The 17,680-nt window shown below is 64.1% G+C and carries 19 protein-coding genes; 12 read left to right on the top strand and 7 right to left on the bottom strand.

Features of this window, described 5'->3' with window-relative positions:
- The first annotated feature begins 37 nt into the window (after positions 1 to 37).
- From flgG to NHH73_13495, 7 genes are all read left to right on the top strand, one after another.
- The gene (gene flgG / locus NHH73_13525) at positions 38 to 829 is read left to right on the top strand and encodes a flagellar basal-body rod protein FlgG (protein USX29238.1); all 792 of its coding nucleotides are present in this window, start codon (positions 38 to 40) and stop codon (positions 827 to 829) included.
- Positions 829 to 1,503 (top strand): flagellar basal body L-ring protein FlgH, encoded by a 675-nt coding sequence (gene flgH / locus NHH73_13520; GenBank protein USX29237.1) that lies wholly within the window; start codon positions 829 to 831, stop codon positions 1,501 to 1,503. The genes flgG and flgH overlap by 1 nt, the downstream gene beginning before the upstream one ends.
- Positions 1,504 to 1,535: 32 nt before the next feature.
- The gene (locus NHH73_13515) at positions 1,536 to 2,657 is read left to right on the top strand and encodes a flagellar basal body P-ring protein FlgI (protein ID USX29236.1); all 1,122 of its coding nucleotides are present in this window, start codon (positions 1,536 to 1,538) and stop codon (positions 2,655 to 2,657) included.
- A gap of 19 nt (positions 2,658 to 2,676) precedes the next feature.
- Entirely contained in the window at positions 2,677 to 3,108 is a 432-nt protein-coding gene (locus NHH73_13510) for a rod-binding protein (GenBank protein USX29235.1), read from the top strand.
- 152 nt (positions 3,109 to 3,260) lie between these two features.
- Positions 3,261 to 4,631, top strand: coding sequence for a flagellar hook-associated protein FlgK (flgK, locus tag NHH73_13505; protein ID USX29234.1), 1,371 nt, complete (start codon positions 3,261 to 3,263; stop codon positions 4,629 to 4,631).
- 9 nt (positions 4,632 to 4,640) lie between these two features.
- The gene (gene flgL / locus NHH73_13500; GenBank protein ID USX29233.1) at positions 4,641 to 5,546 is read left to right on the top strand and encodes a flagellar hook-associated protein FlgL; all 906 of its coding nucleotides are present in this window, start codon (positions 4,641 to 4,643) and stop codon (positions 5,544 to 5,546) included.
- Between the two features lie 28 nt (positions 5,547 to 5,574).
- Entirely contained in the window at positions 5,575 to 6,612 is a 1,038-nt protein-coding gene (locus NHH73_13495) for a hypothetical protein (protein ID USX29232.1), read from the top strand.
- Positions 6,613 to 6,806: 194 nt separating this feature from the next.
- Here NHH73_13495 and NHH73_13490 read toward each other — a convergent pair whose 3' ends face one another.
- The 4 genes from NHH73_13490 to NHH73_13475 form a co-directional block, all read right to left on the bottom strand.
- A complete protein-coding gene (locus tag NHH73_13490; GenBank protein ID USX29231.1) occupies positions 6,807 to 9,011 on the bottom strand; it encodes an EAL domain-containing protein in 2,205 nt (734 codons plus the stop codon).
- 214 nt (positions 9,012 to 9,225) lie between these two features.
- Entirely contained in the window at positions 9,226 to 9,900 is a 675-nt protein-coding gene (locus NHH73_13485; protein USX29230.1) for an amino acid ABC transporter permease, read from the bottom strand.
- A 2-nt stretch (positions 9,901 to 9,902) separates the two neighbouring features.
- Complete coding sequence (locus tag NHH73_13480; protein USX29624.1) at positions 9,903 to 10,679, bottom strand: transporter substrate-binding domain-containing protein; 777 nt, start codon at positions 10,677 to 10,679, stop codon at positions 9,903 to 9,905.
- Positions 10,680 to 10,771: 92 nt separating this feature from the next.
- A complete protein-coding gene (locus NHH73_13475; GenBank protein ID USX29229.1) occupies positions 10,772 to 11,182 on the bottom strand; it encodes a hypothetical protein in 411 nt (136 codons plus the stop codon).
- Positions 11,183 to 11,311: 129 nt separating this feature from the next.
- On the opposite strand from NHH73_13475, the gene NHH73_13470 reads away from it, so the two are divergent.
- A complete protein-coding gene (locus NHH73_13470) occupies positions 11,312 to 11,455 on the top strand; it encodes a DUF3460 family protein (protein USX29228.1) in 144 nt (47 codons plus the stop codon).
- A 22-nt stretch (positions 11,456 to 11,477) separates the two neighbouring features.
- Here the strand turns inward: NHH73_13470 and NHH73_13465 are convergent, their stop codons facing one another.
- Complete coding sequence (locus NHH73_13465) at positions 11,478 to 12,245, bottom strand: DUF882 domain-containing protein (protein USX29227.1); 768 nt, start codon at positions 12,243 to 12,245, stop codon at positions 11,478 to 11,480.
- 131 nt (positions 12,246 to 12,376) lie between these two features.
- Complete coding sequence (locus NHH73_13460; protein USX29226.1) at positions 12,377 to 13,222, bottom strand: EAL domain-containing protein; 846 nt, start codon at positions 13,220 to 13,222, stop codon at positions 12,377 to 12,379.
- A gap of 172 nt (positions 13,223 to 13,394) precedes the next feature.
- On the opposite strand from NHH73_13460, the gene NHH73_13455 reads away from it, so the two are divergent.
- A complete protein-coding gene (locus NHH73_13455) occupies positions 13,395 to 14,183 on the top strand; it encodes a class II glutamine amidotransferase (protein USX29225.1) in 789 nt (262 codons plus the stop codon).
- Positions 14,184 to 14,211: 28 nt separating this feature from the next.
- Here the strand turns inward: NHH73_13455 and NHH73_13450 are convergent, their stop codons facing one another.
- Complete coding sequence (locus NHH73_13450; GenBank protein ID USX29224.1) at positions 14,212 to 14,754, bottom strand: GNAT family N-acetyltransferase; 543 nt, start codon at positions 14,752 to 14,754, stop codon at positions 14,212 to 14,214.
- 279 nt (positions 14,755 to 15,033) lie between these two features.
- Between NHH73_13450 and NHH73_13445 the strand changes: the two genes are divergently transcribed.
- From NHH73_13445 to NHH73_13435, 3 genes are all read left to right on the top strand, one after another.
- A complete protein-coding gene (locus NHH73_13445) occupies positions 15,034 to 16,059 on the top strand; it encodes a sulfate ABC transporter substrate-binding protein (GenBank protein USX29223.1) in 1,026 nt (341 codons plus the stop codon).
- Positions 16,060 to 16,142: 83 nt separating this feature from the next.
- Complete coding sequence (locus tag NHH73_13440) at positions 16,143 to 16,364, top strand: TOBE domain-containing protein (GenBank protein ID USX29222.1); 222 nt, start codon at positions 16,143 to 16,145, stop codon at positions 16,362 to 16,364.
- Between the two features lie 255 nt (positions 16,365 to 16,619).
- Positions 16,620 to 17,492, top strand: a complete 873-nt coding sequence (locus NHH73_13435; protein ID USX29221.1) for a serine hydrolase — start codon at positions 16,620 to 16,622, stop codon at positions 17,490 to 17,492.
- Positions 17,493 to 17,680 lie beyond the last annotated feature (188 nt).

Here is a 17,680-nt window from a genome sequence, read left to right as displayed (position 1 = left end):
GTACCTCGTACTCTCGTACTATTAACAGGAGCAATTCATGAATCCAGCAATGTGGATCAGCAAGACCGGTGTGCAGGCGCAAGACCAGAAACTGCAAGCCATCGCCAACAACCTCGCCAACGCCAACACCGTCGGCTTCAAGCGCGACCGCGTGGTGTTCGAGGACCTGTTCTACTCGATCGAACAGCAGCCGGGCGCGCAAGTGGCCGACAACAACACGCTGGCGCCGTCGGGCGTGCAGCTCGGTAACGGCGTGCACATGGTCGGCACGCAAAAAGTGTTCACCAACGGCAGCCTGCAAACGACCGGCCGCGACCTCGACGTCGCCGTCATGGGCAACGGTTTCATGGCCGTGCGCCAGCCCAACGGCGAGACCGCCTACACCCGCGCCGGCCAGTTGCAGGTCGACGCCAACGGCATCCTGGTCAACGCCCACGGCCTGCCGCTAATCCCGCAGATCACCGTGCCGCCGACCGCCACCGCGCTGACCATCGGCGAGGACGGCACCGTCTCGGCCACCATCGCCGGCACCGCCACCCCGAGCCAGCTGGGCCAGCTGACCCTGACCAGCTTCATCAACCCGACCGGCCTGATGGCGCTGGGCGAGAACCTGTTCGCCGAAACCGCCTCGAGCGGCACACCGACCGAAGGCGCGCCGGGCACCGCCCAGTGGGGCAAGCTCAAGCAAGGCACCCTGGAAGGCTCGAATGTGCAAGTGGTCGAGGAAATGGTCGACATGATCGCCGCCCAGCGCACCTACGAAATGAACACCAAGGTGCTGTCGGCCGCCGACAACATGCTGCAATACCTGGCGCAGGCGGCACGCTGATGAAAGCCGCATCGCACACCCTGGCACTGGTGGTCGCGGCCTCGCTGCTGGCCGGGTGTGCCGCGATCCAACCGCCGCCGGTGCGCCCCGGTCCGTCCGACGAGGCGCCGACGATCTCGCGCGTGATGGGACCGAAGGGCAGCTCGGGCGGCGTCTACAGTCCCGACGTCGGCCTGTCGCTGACCTCCGACAGCCGCGCCTTCCGCGTCGGCGACGTCGTCACCGTGAGCCTGCAGGAAACCACGCAGGCCAGCAAGAAGGCCGGCACCAGCTATTCCAAGGATTCGGACAACAACATCAACGCCCCCAGCCTGTTGGGCAAGGTGTTCCCCAAAGCATCCATCGGCCTGGGCTCGTCGACCAACTTCGCCGGCGACGCCACCAGCACCCAGCAGAACGCTTTGACCGGCGCCATCACCGTGATCGTGCAGGAAGTGCTGCCCAACGGCCTGCTGCGCGTGTCCGGCGAAAAAACGCTGACCCTGAACCAGGGCGAGGAATTCGTCCGCCTGCGCGGCTACCTGCGCGCGGCCGACATCGACGCCAACAACCAGGTGTCGTCGCTGCGCATCGCCAACGCCCGCATCGCCTACTCGGCCCAGGGCACCTTGGCCGACACGCAATCGGCCGGCTGGCTGTCGCGTTTCTTCACCGGTCCATATATGCCGTTTTAACGGCGGCCGTTTTAATTACCTGGATGAACATCATGAACTTCCGCAAGCTGCACCGCATTCTCGCCCTGCCCTTGACGCTGTGCCTGACGCTGACCGCGACGGTGCCGGCGCAGGCCGCGCAAGTGCTGCGCAACCTGGTCGCCGTCGAAGGCATGCGTGACAATCCGCTGGTCGGCTACGGCCTGGTGGTGGGCCTGAACGGCAGCGGCGACTCGACCCAGGTCAAGTTCGCCAGCCAGTCCGTCATCAACATGCTCAAGCAGTTCGGCGTCAAGGTGCCCGACGGCACCGACGCCAAATCGAAAAACGTCGCCACCGTGATGGTGTCGGCGGTGTTCCCGCCCGGCTACCGCAAGGGCCAGAACATCGACGTGGTGGTGTCGTCGATGGGCGACGCCAAGAGCCTGCGCGGCGGCGCCCTGCTGCTGACCCCGCTGCGCGCGGCCGACAACGAAGTCTACGCGCTGGCCCAGGGCAACGTGGTGGTCGGCGGCTTCAGCGCCCAGGGCAAGAGCGGCTCGTCGGTGACCGTCAACACCCCGACCTCGGGCCGCATCCCGAGCGGCGCGGCGATCGAACGCGAGATCGCCACCGATTTCGCCACCAAGCCAAGCGTGCGCCTGTCGCTGCGCCACCCGCACTTCCAGACCGCCATCAATATTGTCGATTCGATCAACAAGCGCTTCGGCGACATCGCCACCGCCAGCGACGCCACCAGCGTCGACGTGGTGGCCCCGGCCAACCCGACCCAGCGCATCGCGTTCATGGCCAAGCTCGAAGCGCTGTCGATCGACGTCGGCGACGATTCGCCGAAAGTAGTGTTCAATTCGCGCACCGGCACCGTGGTCATCGCCGAGGGCCTGCGCGTGCGCGCGGCCGCCGTCACCCACGGCTCGCTCAAGGTGGTGATCTCCGAGAGCACCAAGGTCAGCCAGCCGAACGCCCTGGCCGCCGGCAACACCGTGGCCACGCCGCAATCGCAGGTCAGCGTCGACCAGGGCTCGGGCCAGATGTTCAACTGGCCGGCCGGCGCCAAGCTGCAAGGCATCATCGACGTCATCAACAGCCTGGGCGCCTCGCCCGACGACATCATGGCGATCCTGCAGGCGCTCGACCACGCCGGTGCCATCGAAGGCGAACTGGTCGTCATCTAATCGTCACTGAAAGCGCCCCATGAGCATCCAAGCCCCTTTCGATCCCAGCAAGCTGATTCCCGGCATCGCCGACAAGCTGAGCGACGTGCATGTGGCGCCGGCGGCGGCCCAGCCGGGCGACACGGTCGATCCGGCCTACCGCGCCAAGGTCACGCAGGCGGCCGTCAAGTTCGAGAGTTTCTTCATCAGCCACATGCTGCACCAGATGCGCTCGGGCACGCGCGAACTGTCGGCCGAGGACAGCGTCTTCAAAAACAAGGTCAACCAGGACATGCTGGACATGGCCGACAACCTGGTGGCCGACCAGATGGCCGGCCGCCGCGCCTTCGGCGTGGCCGACGTCATCCTGCGCCAGTTGCTGCCGGCGGCGGCCCCGGTGGCGGCGGCGCCGAAAGCCGACGCCGCTCCGGCCTCCCCGGCCGGCGTGAACGGCGCCGCACCGGCCGCCTGAGCCGGGAAAACTTCCCGAACGGAAATTTTATGCGGGCAGCGCTTAATCCTGGCCGCTTCGCTGTCGCCTTGTACTGATAACGGAGCGCTCGTGCCAGCGTTAGCGCTGCAAGCGACCGCTCCTTCGGCCTTCACCAGGAAAGACCCAGCACCATGAGCATCTCATACAATGCATTGTCCGGCGCCCTGGCCGCCCAAGCCGCCATCAACACCGCCAGCCAGAACGTCGCCAACCTGCAGACCAAGGGCTACACCCGCCAGGGCGTGCTGTTGCAGTCGATCGGTTCCGATCCCGGCGTCAACAGCCCGGGCAACGGTGTGCAGGTCGGCGCGCTGCTGCGCTTTAGCGATTCCTACAAGTCGCAGCAGATGTGGCGCGCCAACTCGGACCTTGGCCAGCGCGGGCAGATCCAGCCCTACCTGACCCAGCTGGAAAAGGTGATGGCCGACAAGACCTCGAGCATCAGCTACGGGGTCGACAACTTCTTCAAGGCGCTCAACGCGGCCGCCGTCGATCCGACCTCGACGCCGCTGCGCCAGCAGGTCATCACGATGGCCAACGCGATGTCGCAACAGATCAACAGCATCTACAACCTGACCGCGACCCAGCGCGTCTCGGTCGACCAGCAGCGCACCACGATGCTGCCGTCGATCAACGAATCGCTGGCCGGCATCGCCGCGCTCAACAAGCAAATCATCCAGGTCGGCTCCGCCGGCACCAGCACCTCTGGCCTGATCGACCAGCGCGAACAGCTGATCGACGACGTGTCGGCGCAGGTGGCGGTGGAAGTGCTCAACAATCCCGACGGCAGCGTCAGCGTGTCGCTCAAGAGCGGCCAGCCGCTGGTGATCACCGACATGGCGGCCACGCTCGGTTTCGAGACGCTGTCGGGCACGCAAACGCTGAACCTGACCTTCGCCGGCACCAAGTTCAAGCTCGACGACACCAAGGTCGGCGGCCAGTTGGGCGGCCTGGGAGATTTCCTGAAAAAAACCCTCGAGCCGCTGCAAACATCGATCTCCGAGATCGCCGAGCAGATGTCGACATTGGTCAACGACCAGCTCAAACTGGGCTACACCGCGCCCGGCGTGCACGGCACGGACCTGTTCGTGTTCAACCCATCCAGCGCCACCGGCCTGCTGGGCATCGATCCGACCATCACGGCGGCCGGCCTGGCCTTCTCCAACGACGGCACCCCGGGCGACAGCAGCAATTTGCAGGTGCTCATCGATATCAAGAGCCAGCCGATCACGTTGACCGGCCTGGGCAGCGTGCTGCTCAACGACGCCGATACCCAGGTGGTCGGCAAGCTGGCCGTCGAAAGCCAGCAAAACCAGGCGCTGCTCAAGACCGCCACCACCATCCGTCAGCAGTCCGAAGACGACTGGAAGTCCACCAGCGCCGTCAACCGCGACGAGGAAGCGATCAACCTGATCGAGTTCCAGAACATGTACCAGGCCAATATGAAGGTCATCTCGGTGGCGAACAACCTGTTCGACGCCACCTTGCAAATGTTTAATTAAGGAAACGTCATGCGTATCGCCTCCAGTCAATTCCAGGCCACCATGAACCGTGGCCTGCAGGAAAACCAAAGCTGGGTCTCCAAGCTGACCGAGCAGATGGCCGCGCGCACCCGCATCATGGTGCCGTCGGACGATCCGATCGGCGCGGTGCGCATTTCGCGCCTGACGCGCGAGGAAGCCATCGTCGGACAGTACCGCGACAACATCGCCGCCTCCAAGATCCGCTTGAACAGCAACGAAGAATACCTGAGCAGCATGACGCGCGACATCACCTCGCTCAACGACCTGCTGGTGCAGGCCACGGACGGCAGCAACTCGACGGCCGACCTGAAGGCGACCGTCACCTCGCTGAGCGCGTTGCGCGACAGCCTGCTTTACACCGCCAACCAGAAGGACCAGGAAGGCCGCTACATCTTTTCCGGCACCGCAACGGACATCGAGCCGATGCAGGCCACGGCCGGCCCGCCGGCGACCTACGCCTACATGGGCAATCCGGGCCAGCAAAAGACCGTCATCGGCAACGGCATCACGCAGACCGTCAACGTCAACGTCGACGGCTTGCAGCACTTGCTGACCAAGCTGAGCGCCACCATCGCCGCGCTGTCCGATCCCGCCATGTCCGCCGGCGACCCGGGGCTGCGCACCACGCTGACCGACAACATGGACAGCGCCACGGCCACGCTCGACCTGCTGGCCGGTAAGATCGCCGAACTGGGGGGCGCCCAGAACATCATGAGCACGCTCGACGACAACCACGCCAACGTCAGCCTGTCCAACAAGACCGCCATCGTGGACCTGTCACAGCTCGATTACGCCGAGGCCGCCACCGAGCTGTCCGGGTATAATCTGTCGCTCGAAGCATCGTACAAGGCCTATTCCAAGGTGAGCAACCTGTCGTTGTTCAGCATCCTGTAACCGCGTCACCACGTCACCATCCTAGCGTATGCAAATCTCGCCCCAACCCGCTCCCACCGTCATTGTCCCCGGCGGCGCCGGCAATGCCAGCGCGGTGGACGGCACCGCGCTCGGGCTGAACGGCGAGAACGCGGCCACGGCCACCCCGGTCAACCCGACGCCGACCTCGGCGGCGCCGTTGCGCCGCGGCCTGACCAATATGGACCAGCCGCTGCAGGGCGAAATCTCCGGCGCCCAGCAAGCGCTCGACTTCCTCGAACAAAGCGCGGCCCAGCTGCGCAACCTCAAGGCCGACCTGAGCGCGCGCCTGGCCAACCGCCAGCGCGCCGACGGCACCCTGGAGGCGCGGGTGCGCCAGTTCAGCAACAGCTGGCGCAACCGTTCGCAGGCGTCCGGCGGCACCCTCGACTCCCAGCTCAACTTCAGCAACCAGGCCACCAACACGCGCTTCAACGTGCGCGGCATGAACCTGACCAACCTGCGCCCCGGCGGGCGCGAGGTGCTGGCCATCTCGCTGGGCGGGCAAAACCTCAGTTCGGTGGTGCTCGAGCCGGGCCTGACCGACCAGCAGATCGCCCAGCGCTTCGACACGGCGCTGGCGCCAAGCGGCGTGCGCGCCGCCTTGGGCGAGGACGGCCAGCTGGAATTTTCCGTCGCCGAATCGCAATGGGGCAATATCCGCGACACCATCGCCGTGCAGGGCGGCGGACAGCGCTTCCCCACCGGCCAGTTGAACCGCGTCAAGGCCGAGGCGCAGGCGCCGGTGGTCGACCCGGACAACTGGCAGACGGCCGATGTCGAATCGATCCGCACCACCTTGCAGCAAGTGCTGCAGGCGCTGGCGCAGGTGGAACGCTCGATCGCCTCGGTGCAAACGGCGCTCAACCAGGCCGCCGCGCGGGTCAAGAACGCGGTGCCGTCCGGCACCACCGACGGCATGGAGCAGGTCGCGCAGAACTTCGTGACGACCGCCAGGCAGCCCGGCTACCAGTCGCTGCTGTCGATCACGTCGGCGCTGGCCGGCATCAGCCGCGAGCGCGTGGTTTCGCTGCTGAGTCTGCGCTAATCCAGCGCGCCAATTTACCATCTGCAACACGTAGGGCGGATTAGCGCAGCGTAATCCGCCATCCATGCGCCGCCGACGAAGCTTGGCGGATTACGGCGTGCCGCCTCTTAAGGTCTACCGGCAGGTAGGCCGCCTCCTCCTGTGGGCCCCCGGGGCGGATTGGCGGGCCTCACCCGCTAGTCCGCCCTACACAATCAATTCAGCCTCGGTAGTCCCTGGCGCGCCAGCGCGCTGAACGCCTCGGCCGGCATCGGCTGTGCGTACACATAGCCCTGCGCGAAATCGCAGCCTGCCAGCTCCAGCAGATTGCTCTGGGCCACCGTCTCGACACCCTCCGCCACCACCCGCAGCCCCAGCTTGTGGGCCATCAGGATCAGCGCCTCGCACATGGCCAGGTCGCCGCTGTCGTTGGCCAGGTGCTGGATGAAGCTGTGATCGAGCTTGAGCAGGTCGATGCCGAAATGCTTGAGGTGGGCCAGCGACGAATAGCCGGTGCCGAAGTTGTCCAGCGCCACCTGCAAGCCCATCTCGCGCAACTCGCGCAGGCGGTCGCCGACCTGGGCGGCGCCGTCGAGCAGCACGCCCTCGGTGATCTCGATGATCAGGCTGCGCGGCGACAGGCCCAGCGCGGCCGCGTGCTCGAGCCAGCCGACATACAGCGCCGTGTCGCCGCGAAACTGCGCCGACGACTGGTTGATGCCCACCTGAAAGCCCGAACCGAGCTCGTCCTGCCACTGCCGGGCCTGCCTGGCGGCCTGGCGGAACACCCAGTCGCCGATCTCCATCATCAGCCCGCCCGATTCGGCGAACGGCAGGAACTCGGCCGGCGCCAGCAGGCCGCGGCGCGGATGGCGCCAGCGCAGCAGCGCCTCGGCGCGCTCGATCTGGCCGCTGCGCAGGTTGACGATGGGCTGGTAATGCAACTCGAACTGCTGGCCCGACAGCGCCGTTCGCAAGTCGACGGTGACCTGCTGGCGCGCCTGCGCCGCCTTTTGCAGTTCCGGCGTGAAATAGCTATAGCGGTTGCGCCCGCTCTGCTTGGCCGCGTACATGGCCTGGTCGGCGTTGCGCAGCAGCGCCTCGGGGGAATTGGCGTCGGCCGGGAACACCGAAATGCCGATGCTGGCCGACACCGACGGATGGGCCACGCCCAGGGTAAACGGCCGGTTCAGCCGCGCCAGGATGGTCTGCGCGATGCGTTCGATGGCGCTGATCTGCTCCAGTCCCGTCAGGATGACGGTGAACTCGTCGCCGCCCAGGCGCGCTACCGTGTCGGAGGTACGCACGCAGGCGCCGATGCGGTGCGCCGCTTCGACCAGCAACACATCGCCCTGGTCGTGGCCCAGGGTGTCGTTGACCCGCTTGAAGCCGTCGAGGTCGATGAAAAGCAGTCCCAGCAGCACGCCCTCGCGGCGCGCCTTCTTGACCTCCTGCGCCAGCCGGTCGTGGAACATGTGGCGGTTGGGCAAGGCGGTCAGGCTGTCGAAGTTGGCCTGCTGCCAGATCAGTTCGGTCGAGGCGCGGGTCGCCGTGATGTCGCTCACCAGCGCCAGCGCGCCCAGGTAGCCGCCTTCGCCATCGAAGATGGGATTGGTCGCCAGGGTCACCCACAGCTCGGCGCGGTCCTTGCGCAGGAACTTGAACTCGTGGCGCTCGGCCACGCCGCGCTGGCGCCGCGCGATGTTGCGCTCGAGGATGGCGCGGCCCTCGTCGTCCATGAACGCCACCAGCGGCTGGTCGAGCATTTCCTCGATCGTATAGCCGAGCATCTGCGCCATCTTCGGATTGACAAAGCTGGTGCGCGCGCTGGCATCGATTTCCCAGATGCCCTCCTCGGCGCAATGGACGATGCGGCGGAAGCGCTCCTCGCTGCGTTCGAGCGCGGCGGTCTTGCCCTCGGCCAGCTCGACCACCACCCGCAGCGCCTGGCCGCTGGCGTCGGCGCTGGCGCGCAGGGTGACGGGGAAGCCCTGCTGGTTGCGCCCGCGCACCATCTGCAGGTCGCACTGCTCGGGCTGCGCACTGTTGAGGGCGTGCCGCACGAAGCGGTCGAAGTCCTCGTGGAAGCGTGGCGCGACGAACTGGCGGAACGACGCCTGCTCGGGATGCCCGCGTGACAAGCCCAGCAAATCGGCGCCGACCACGTTCATCTGCAGGATGGCGGTGTCGAAGCCGAGCACGAAATAGCCGACCGGCGCCAGCAGATAGATATCGTTGAAATAGGAGGTCTCGACGACGGCCGTGCCGGTCTCGGCGAAGCCGGCGGCGGGCACGGTGGACTCGCCGATGGTGGCCATCATGGCCTCATAGGGCGCCAGGGACGCCAGCCCGCCGAGGCGCTCCTCGGTGATCGGCTGCCCGCGGCCCAGCGACTCGGTACCGGACGTTTGCTTCTCCATACCCTCCCTTTGCGTAACCCCAACTCCGCAACTCCGGGGTCAGTGCCGACATTCGGACACGGACTCATGCTTCAATGGCGAATCTGGCCCGGAGCCCGGCGCCGCCATGCAGACGTTGGCGGAGCTCGTGTCCGAATGTCGGCACTGACCCCCGCTTGGGGGTATGGGGTTAGACTAGCATTTACGGGTGGCGATGTCGAGAAAACACGGGAAGTTAGCGATGTGCACGGTTCAAACGTTGTTCGGCGCGTCGTTGCAGCGCCTCAAACAGCAGGCTCAGCGCCCAGTAGATCAGCGCCGCGGCCAGGTACAGCGGCAACGGCCGGAACGTGGTGGCGATCACTTCCTTGGTCGAGAGCATCAGCTCGGTCATGGTGATGACCGACACCAGCGAGGTGTCCTTGATCAGGCTGATCAAGGTGTTGCTCATCGCCGGCACCGCGATCCTTAGCGCCTGCGGCAACACCACGTGGCGCAAGGTGCTCCAGTAACCGAGTCCGAGGCTGTAGCTGGCCGCCCACTGCCCCTGGCTGACCGCGCCGATGGCGCCGCGCAGGCTTTCGGACAGGAACGCGCCCGAGTTCAGGCTCAGCGCCAGGATGCCGGCCGTCACCGGCGTGAATTCGATGCCGACGCTGGGCAGGCCGTAATAGATGACGAACATCTGCACCAGCAGCGGCGTGCCCCGGAACAGGCTGACATACACGGTGGCCGGCCAGCGCAGCAGCCGGTACGGCAGGATGCGCATCACCGCCACCGGGAAGCCGATCAGCAACCCGCCCAGCATCGAGGCCAGCGCGAAGATCACCGTGTAGCCGGCGCCGCGCAACATGACCGGCGCCGCCTCCGCCAGCAGCGTGCGCAGCTCCAGCACGTCCTGCCACGCCATGCTCAGGGCGCCTTGCTGACGTCAGTACCGAACCATTTGATCGAAATCGCCTTCAGGCTGCCGTCGGCGGCGACGTCGGCCAGCGCCTTGTTGAGCGCGGCCTTGAACTCGGGATTGCCCTTGTGGAAGGGAATGCCCATGCGCTCGACCGCGCCGACCCGGGCGCCGGCCTTGATCGGCAACTTGGAGATTTTCAGCAGATAGGCCGACATCAGGCTGTCGTTGAGCGCGGCGTCGAGCCGGCCGCTGGCCAGGTCCGACATGGTGTCGGGCGCGGCCGCGTAGCTGCGCACGTCGATGCCGGGCACCGCCCTGGCCTGCTGCTCGTAGACGCTGCCCTGCCCCACGCCGAGCTTCTTGCCCTTCAGATCGGCCAGCGAAGCGTAGGCGGCCTTCTCGTCCTTGCGCACGATCAGTTGCGGCATCGAATAGATATATGGGGTGGAAAAGTCGAACGCCTGCTCGCGCTTGGGATTGATGCCGACCTGCGAAATGATCACATCGTATTTGTTGGCCGACAGCCCGGCCAGGATGCTGGCCCATTCGCTGCTGACAAACTCCACCTTCACGCCCAACTTCGCCGCCAGCAGGCGCGCCACATCGACGTCGTAGCCGGCCAGCTGACCCGTCTTCTGGTCCTTGTAGTTGAACGGCGGATACGTTCCCTCCAGCGCCACCTTCAGCGTGCCGCGCGCCTTGACGGTGGCCAGCAGGTCCGCCGCCGACGCCGTCGTCGGCGCCCAAGCCGCCGCCAGGCCGGCCGCGAGCACCAAGGTCATGGCCACGGTCCGCAGCGCGCGGCGGCGCCCGGGTTTGATGGCGGAAGCGATACTGAACTGTGTCTGCATGGAATTCCTCATAGTGGCAGGCGCTACCAGGCGCCCATACGGCGGCGCAGGCCGAAATTGTGGCGCACGACCAGCATCGAGGTGGCGATCAGTCCGCTCAGCCCGATCATCAACTGTACCAGCTTATCGTCCGGTAGCACCCACAGCGAGCCCTGCGGCGCCTCGTCGGTGCGCGCGGCCGCCATGATCAGTGGCGCCACCCATTGCGCTTCGGGCGTAACATCCAATATCAGCGCGCCGTCCTGGGTGGTCTGCATATAGATCTCGCCGCCCTCGGCCAGCGTGAAGCAGACGCCGTAACCGGTTTCGTTCTTGCCGATATGTTGCTGCAGGCTGAGGTTATGTTCCTCGATCCACAGTTCGACATCGGCCGGGCTCTCGAGCCCCTGCCACGGCACCGGCTTGAAACGCGGCGGCTCATTCTTATCTTGCATACTCATCCCATTGACTGGCCAAGCCGCCAGTTTACTCGATAGGAGGAATCGACGATGAAATTCAAATCTTTATTCGCCCCCCGCCGGAGGGAATATGTCTCTGACTTCGGCCAGTTTCTGAACCAGTTCATGGACGAGCATCCCGAAGTCAAGCGCGACCAGGAACTCGGCTGGCGTATCTGGTGGGAGCGCCCGGTGGACCCGCGCGCGATCGACCGCGAGCGGCAGGCCAACCTGAAGCCGACCGCCTACCACTCCTACTATTACGAGTAGACGCCGTCGATGGCGGCCCGGGTCAACCCTTCCAGGTGCGCTTGAGGCCGGTATCCGCGTGGATCCACCCGCCGCGCGGGCCGGCGCGGTAGTAAAAGCCGACGCCGCCCTGGCGGAAGCTCTTGACCAAGCCGCCGAGCACTTCGGCGTTCAGGTTGGCGATGCGGATGTCGGCGGCGCGGCCTTCGATGTGCAGCGACTGGCGCGCGGCGGGCACGCCGGCCTCGCGCAGCTTGTTGTTGGACGCCGAGGTGCGGTAGCCCGACAGGATCTCCAGCGGCGTATCGATGCCGTAGCGCTGCACGAAAGCCTGGGTGCCCCACAAGGTTTCGAACAGTTTGGGATCGATGCGCGCGGTTTCCTTGCCGTTGACGTCGCGCAGCAGGTGGCACAAGTCCTGGTAGGCGGACTCGATGATCTCGCCGTCGCGCCAGTACAGCAGCTTGGCGCGCTCGTTGCTGGCCGGACGGAAGACCTCGATGGTGCGCGGCTTGAGCCAGAATTCCATGTCGAGCAGCTGGGCGTCGAAGATGTCCGGCGGCGGCTCGATCTCGCCCGAGCCCGAACCGAGGCCCGACGGCGCCGATTGCGTCGATGCCGACGGCATGCTGCCCGCCGTGCGCGACTGCGTGACAACAGCCGGGGCCGCCACTCGCGCCGCCGGCGGCTTGGCGGCCGCGGCGGTTTTGCGCGCGGCGCCGTCCGATGCACATCCTATCAACGGCACGGACAAGAACCCCGCCGCCGTCAACCCCAAGCCCTGCTGTAAAAACTCTCTGCGCGATGCCATAGCTATTCCGTAAAACTCGATAGGGATACTATAGCGTAAGCAGGGGGAAATGAAAAACACGGCAGGCGCTGCGTAACGCCATCGCGCTAGTAAAGCGCCTGCCGCGCCGCCCGTTCGGGCACGATGGACGATTACGCGGCGGCGGCCACCCGCTGCGGCGCCGACTGCGGCGGCAGCAAGGCCGCGCGCGGCTCATCGAGCAGATAGCCCTGGGCCAGCAGCGGCACGCCGGCGGCCTCGCCCAGCTGCCGCAGCACCGTCAGCGTCTGCGGCGCTTCCACCCGTTTGAACAGCACCGACACGTTGGCGGCGGCCGAGCGACGCAGCAAGATCAGCAAATTTTCGGTGTCGTGCAGCTCGCGCGCATCGAGCTTGAACACGTCCGGACGCAGACGGTCCAACACCTGCAAGCCGTCCTGCGCGCTGGCCACGTTGACGGCGAAACGGAAACCGTTGCGCCGGTAATTGTCGGACACATAATTCAACAGCCAGCCCTGCTGCGGCGTGGCCGCCGGCAGTTGCAGCACGATGCGCGACAACGGCAACTCCAGCGCGTCGAGGATGCGCCGGAATGCGTGCCCGTGGTTGCTGCTGACGGCGCTGAGCAGGCGGTCGTGCACGTTCAGGTACAGATCGGCGTCGGCATTGGGCGCCGTGTCGGCCTGGCGGAAGAAATTGATCGAGTGCAGCATGCGGCACAGCCGGTCGAGCTCGATGGACTCGTCGTCGCTGGCCGCATGGTCGAGCAGCTTCCACAGCGACAGGCCCATGTCCTGCGCCGACACGCTGCGCGCCAGCCCCTCGTACGCGTGGATCGTGCCGGTTTCGAGCTGGCGCACCGGCTGGAAGGCGCTGCTCATGGTGCAATTGAAAAACCGCCCCTGCGCCTTGCCCTCGTGATCGAGCCAGATGCTGGTGGCGGCGCCGGTCGCGTCGGATAAACGCGCCAGGTATTTTTGTAGAACGGGAAATGACATGGGTTCCTCGACGGATACAGGCAATGTCGACAGCGTATGCGCGCCCCGGGAAAACCAGAACGAATGCTTTCACCTATGGATATGCCAAAACATTCCTTCCGCTCCCATGGGGGCGCGGCTATTGTGGGGCATCGTCAACCAACTCCCCAGACCCATGTGCCAACTACTCGCTATGAACAGCAGCAAGCCTGCCGCCGTGGATTTTTCGTTCGCGGGCTTTGCCGAACGGGGCGGACGCACGGGCGAACACAAGGACGGCTGGGGCATCGCGCTGCACACCAGCACCGGCTGCCGCCTGTACACCGACTTCCTGCCGTCGATCGATTCGCCGCTGGCGGCGCAGTTCAAGCAAAACCCGATCAAGGCGAAAAACGTCGTCGCGCATATCCGCAAGGCCACGCAAGGCCGCATCTCGCTGGAAAACAGCCACCCGTTCACGCGGGAGCTGTGGGGCCAGACCTGGTCGTTCGCCCACAATGGCGATTTGAAACTGTTCAACCCCAACCCCAGCCTGTACGCGCCATGGGGCGATACCGACAGCGAGCGGGCTTTCTGCCACCTGCTATCGGGCCTGGCGCTGCGCTTCGAGCAGGCGCCGCCGCGCCACCTGCTGTATCAAACGCTGGAAACGCTGGCCGGCGAGATCGCCGATTACGGTACCTTCAACTTCATTTTGTCCAATGGCGAGCTGCTGTTCGCGCATTGCAGTACGGATTTGCATTTCGTGGTGAGGGAGTATCCGTTTTCGGTCGCCAAACTGATCGATTGCGACCTCAGCATCGATTTCAGCAAGCACAACCATCTCGACGACCGGATCGCCGTGATCGCCACCCAGCCGCTGACGTCGAACGAGACGTGGACCAGGCTGGCGCCGGGCGAGCTCAAGCTGTTCGTTGGGGGTGAGGAGGTGGGCGCTGCGCCGGCAAGGCGCGAGGCGTGGCAACTGGCCGTGTGCTATTAAAGTAAAGCCGGCCAAGGCCGGCTTTGATTTACGCTGAATTACAGTTACAAAACCGTTTACGCTTGGCCGCGTCCGGCACGCCGGCCTCGTCGAGCTGCTTCCAGAAGAACACCGTCTCGACGCCATAGGGCGAGCGGACCTTGCCAGCATCCACATAGCCGCGCCGCGCGAAAAACGCCTGGCCGGTGGCCGTGCTGTGCAGCTGCAGGGCCTTGACGCCCCAACTGCAAGCCTGCTCCTCGACGCGCGCCAGCAGGGCCGTGCCGACCCCGTGCCCCCGTGCTTCCGGCAATAGATAGCATAAAGCCAACTTCCCTGCCCCGGTCAGCAAAGCGACGCCGACCACGATGCCTTCGCTGACCGCGACCAGCGAAAAATTGGTGGGCGAACTGAACCAGTTGGCCACCATCTGCGGCGTTTTGTTGCCCAACCACGCATCCAGGATCGCCGGATCGTTTTTGTGGTCGAGCGCACAGCACTCCGAGATAGAACGGCGCAAGACGTTGCACGCCGCGTCCGCATCTGTCGAAACAGCAATGCGGACTTCAAGACTCCGAATTTCAAGACTCATGTACGCTCACAAATATTCCCGATAGCAAAATGAAGTCGCCTTCTCAGTGCCTGATTCGACTATACACCAAGCTGCCAAAGCCGTTGCGGACGCACCGGTTTCCCCTATGACAGCCTAGTGGCTGGCCCTGCTTTTGCCCACGAATGTTTTCAAAAATCGTTATACGGTTTTTAACGAAAACTTCGCGAAATCCATACGGTCTAAGCATATTACGAAAAATTCGTATCTTTTCCGGGCGAAATTTTACACCATGGGCGTCTGTTATTACGAAAGCTCATTATGACCAACAAAAATCCTGCTCGCCGCCTCGTTGTCACCTCGTTCCTGGCCGCCTCGGCGCTCTTGATGGGCCTGCCGCTGCATGCCAGCGCCGCCGCCGAGCCTGTGCTGCTGAACGCCTCCTACGACGTCGCGCGCGAACTGTTCAAGGACATCAATCCCGTATTCGTTGCTGACTGGAAGAAGACCACCGGCGAGACCGTCAGCGTCAACCAGTCGCACGGCGGCTCGTCGAAGCAGGCCCGCTCCGTCGCCGACGGCATGGAAGCGGCCGTTGTCAGCATGAACCAGGCCAATGACATCGATATGCTGGCCGATCGCGGCTTGGTGGTGCAGGACTGGGCCAAGAAGTTCCCCAACAACGCCGCGCCGTTCTACTCGACGATGGTATACCTCGTCCGCAAGGGCAATCCGAAACAGATCAAGGATTGGGCCGACCTGGCCAAGCCCGGCGTCAAGGTTGTCATCCCGAATCCCAAAACCGCCGGCAACGGCCGCTATACCTATCTGGCAGCGTGGGGCTCGGTAGTGAAAAAAGGTGGCACCGAAGCGCAAGCGCGCGACCTGGTCGCCAAGATCTTCAAGAATGTGCCGGTGCTCGACGCGGGCGGACGCGGCGCCACCACGACCTTCACCCAGCGCGACATCGGCGATGTGCTGGTGACCTTCGAAAACGAGGTCAACATGGTGCGCGCCGAGTTCGGCGACAACTTCGAGGTGGTCTATCCTTCGATCTCCATCCTGGCCGAATCGCCGGTGGCGGTGGTCGACAAGGTGGTCGACCGTCGCGGTTTGCGCAAGCAGGCCACCGGCTACCTGAACTTCCTCTACACCGAGGCGGCGCAGGACATCATCGCCAAGCACTATTTCCGTCCGCGCTCGGAAAAGGCTTTCAAGAAATACAGCGCCAACTTCCGTCAAATCACCATGTTCACGGTGGATGACGTCTTCGGCGGCTGGAAAGCGGCCCAGAAAAAGCACTTTGACGACGGCGGCGAATTCGACAAGATCTACCAGAACAAATAAGGTTATACGGATCGATTCGTTTGCAAAGGCCGTGAATGCCCTTAATCTGGACGTGTAGTAACTAACCAGACAAAGGATGCACGATGGCCATTTCTGAAATTAACGTACGTAACCAGTTCCGTGGCAAGATCAAGGAAATCATCTTCGGGCCTGTGGTCTCGGAAGTCGATGTGGAAACCCAGCACGGCATCGTCACCTCGGTGATCACGTCGCGCTCCATCCACGACCTGGACCTGAAAGTGGGCAGCGAAGTGATCGCCCTGGTCAAATCCACCGAGGTCTCGATCGCCAAGATCAGTAGCTGAGCCGTCCAACCGCCGCAGCACCCGCAACCGGCCGCCGCCGCCGCCGGACACCGATAAAGCCCCGAGCGCTCCCCCCGCCTCGGGGCTTTATTTCTGCTTGATACAAAATAATAGAATCCGTAGGTTACATACAATAGACGAGAAACCACTTTAATGTTATCGTCTATCCTTCGTATTGCCGTATAGCTAGTCTTAGCTTTGCGCTGCGCCTTCGTCAGGCGCCCGTTTCACTCCTCACTCCCAAGAATACCTAACATGCTCAAGAAAATTGTCGCTGTATTGCTGAGTACGTTCACTGCGGCCGCGCTCGCAGTGCCGCTCGGCTCTCAGTCCGTGCTGGTCGTCGAAGACGCCACTGGCAAGGTCCTCGTCGAAAAGAATTCCAACGTTCAAGTCCCGATCGCGTCGCTGACCAAGCTGATGACGGCGATGGTGGTGCTCGACTCCAAACCGGACATGTCGGCGCCCATCAGCATCGACCAGGCCGACGTCGATATGCTGAAGCACAGCACCTCGCGCGTGCCGGTCGGCGCGGAAATCCCGCGTGGCGACGTGCTGCAGTTGGCACTGATGTCGTCAGACAACCGTGCCGCCGCGTCGCTGGCGCGTACCTATCCGGGTGGTCCTGCCGCGTTCAAGGCGGCGGTCAACGCCAAGATCCGCGCGCTGGGGCTGACCCAGACGGTGATCGAGGAGCCGACCGGTTTGTCGCCGCATAACCGCTCGACCGCAACCGATCTGGTCAAAATGGCAAAGGCCGCTTCGGCCTATCCGGAGATCGCCCGCATCACCACCGACACCAAGGACATCATCAAGATCAAGGGTCGGCAGGTGGAGTATCACAACACCAACCGCTTGGTCGGCGCCAAGGGTTGGGATGTCGGTTTGTCGAAAACCGGCTACACCGAAGAGGCTGGTCGCTGCCTGATCATGCGCTTTAAGTCTGGTGGTAAGGACAATACTTTGGTGTTGTTGAATGCGAAAGCAAATTCGGCTAGGTTGATGGATGCGTTCAATATCCGCCGCTTTATTTCGGGTCCGATCGAGAAACCAAAAGTATTGAAGGCGGCGGCGAAAACCAAGAAGAAGGTTATCAAGGCGAGCAAGCGGAATCGTCGGGCAATGTGATTTTTTGCTGTTTTGGGATGCTGAAAACCGGACTTTGGGTCCGGTTTTTTTTCGTCTGGTGGATGGGGGCCGACGCTGGCGGTGGTGGCGACGCTTGGCGGATTACGGCGTGCCGCCTAATCCGCCCTACGTGTTTTCGTTATTACGCGCCCTCACCATGCCGGATTTTGGTGTTTTCGTGCTAATTT

It is taken from the genome of Oxalobacteraceae bacterium OTU3CINTB1 (assembly GCA_024123955.1).
In the GTDB taxonomy this organism is placed as follows: domain Bacteria; phylum Pseudomonadota; class Gammaproteobacteria; order Burkholderiales; family Burkholderiaceae_D; genus Rugamonas.
The sequence above is the reverse complement of the archived record's forward strand: the minus strand, read 5'-3'. Positions and strand labels throughout refer to the sequence as shown.

Bases quoted from the DNA above. Each gene is read 5' to 3' on its own strand.
- NHH73_13455 (USX29225.1), top strand. From the start codon at position 13,395: ATGAACAGCAGCAAGCCTGCCGCCGTGGATTTTTCGTTCGCGGGCTTT.
- NHH73_13485 (USX29230.1), bottom strand. From the start codon at position 9,900: ATGGCGTGGCAGGACGTGCTGGAGCTGCGCACGCTGCTGGCGGAGGCG.
- flgH (USX29237.1), top strand. From the start codon at position 829: ATGAAAGCCGCATCGCACACCCTGGCACTGGTGGTCGCGGCCTCGCTG.
- NHH73_13465 (USX29227.1), bottom strand. From the start codon at position 12,245: ATGGCATCGCGCAGAGAGTTTTTACAGCAGGGCTTGGGGTTGACGGCG.
- NHH73_13510 (USX29235.1), top strand. From the start codon at position 2,677: ATGAGCATCCAAGCCCCTTTCGATCCCAGCAAGCTGATTCCCGGCATC.
- NHH73_13480 (USX29624.1), bottom strand. From the start codon at position 10,679: ATGACCTTGGTGCTCGCGGCCGGCCTGGCGGCGGCTTGGGCGCCGACG.
- NHH73_13450 (USX29224.1), bottom strand. From the start codon at position 14,754: ATGAGTCTTGAAATTCGGAGTCTTGAAGTCCGCATTGCTGTTTCGACA.
- NHH73_13435 (USX29221.1), top strand. From the start codon at position 16,620: ATGCTCAAGAAAATTGTCGCTGTATTGCTGAGTACGTTCACTGCGGCC.
- flgL (USX29233.1), top strand. From the start codon at position 4,641: ATGCGTATCGCCTCCAGTCAATTCCAGGCCACCATGAACCGTGGCCTG.
- NHH73_13470 (USX29228.1), top strand. From the start codon at position 11,312: ATGGACGAGCATCCCGAAGTCAAGCGCGACCAGGAACTCGGCTGGCGT.
- NHH73_13445 (USX29223.1), top strand. From the start codon at position 15,034: ATGACCAACAAAAATCCTGCTCGCCGCCTCGTTGTCACCTCGTTCCTG.
- flgK (USX29234.1), top strand. From the start codon at position 3,261: ATGAGCATCTCATACAATGCATTGTCCGGCGCCCTGGCCGCCCAAGCC.
- NHH73_13495 (USX29232.1), top strand. From the start codon at position 5,575: ATGCAAATCTCGCCCCAACCCGCTCCCACCGTCATTGTCCCCGGCGGC.
- NHH73_13460 (USX29226.1), bottom strand. From the start codon at position 13,222: ATGTCATTTCCCGTTCTACAAAAATACCTGGCGCGTTTATCCGACGCG.
- flgG (USX29238.1), top strand. From the start codon at position 38: ATGAATCCAGCAATGTGGATCAGCAAGACCGGTGTGCAGGCGCAAGAC.
- NHH73_13490 (USX29231.1), bottom strand. From the start codon at position 9,011: ATGGAGAAGCAAACGTCCGGTACCGAGTCGCTGGGCCGCGGGCAGCCG.
- NHH73_13515 (USX29236.1), top strand. From the start codon at position 1,536: ATGAACTTCCGCAAGCTGCACCGCATTCTCGCCCTGCCCTTGACGCTG.
- NHH73_13475 (USX29229.1), bottom strand. From the start codon at position 11,182: ATGCAAGATAAGAATGAGCCGCCGCGTTTCAAGCCGGTGCCGTGGCAG.
- NHH73_13440 (USX29222.1), top strand. From the start codon at position 16,143: ATGGCCATTTCTGAAATTAACGTACGTAACCAGTTCCGTGGCAAGATC.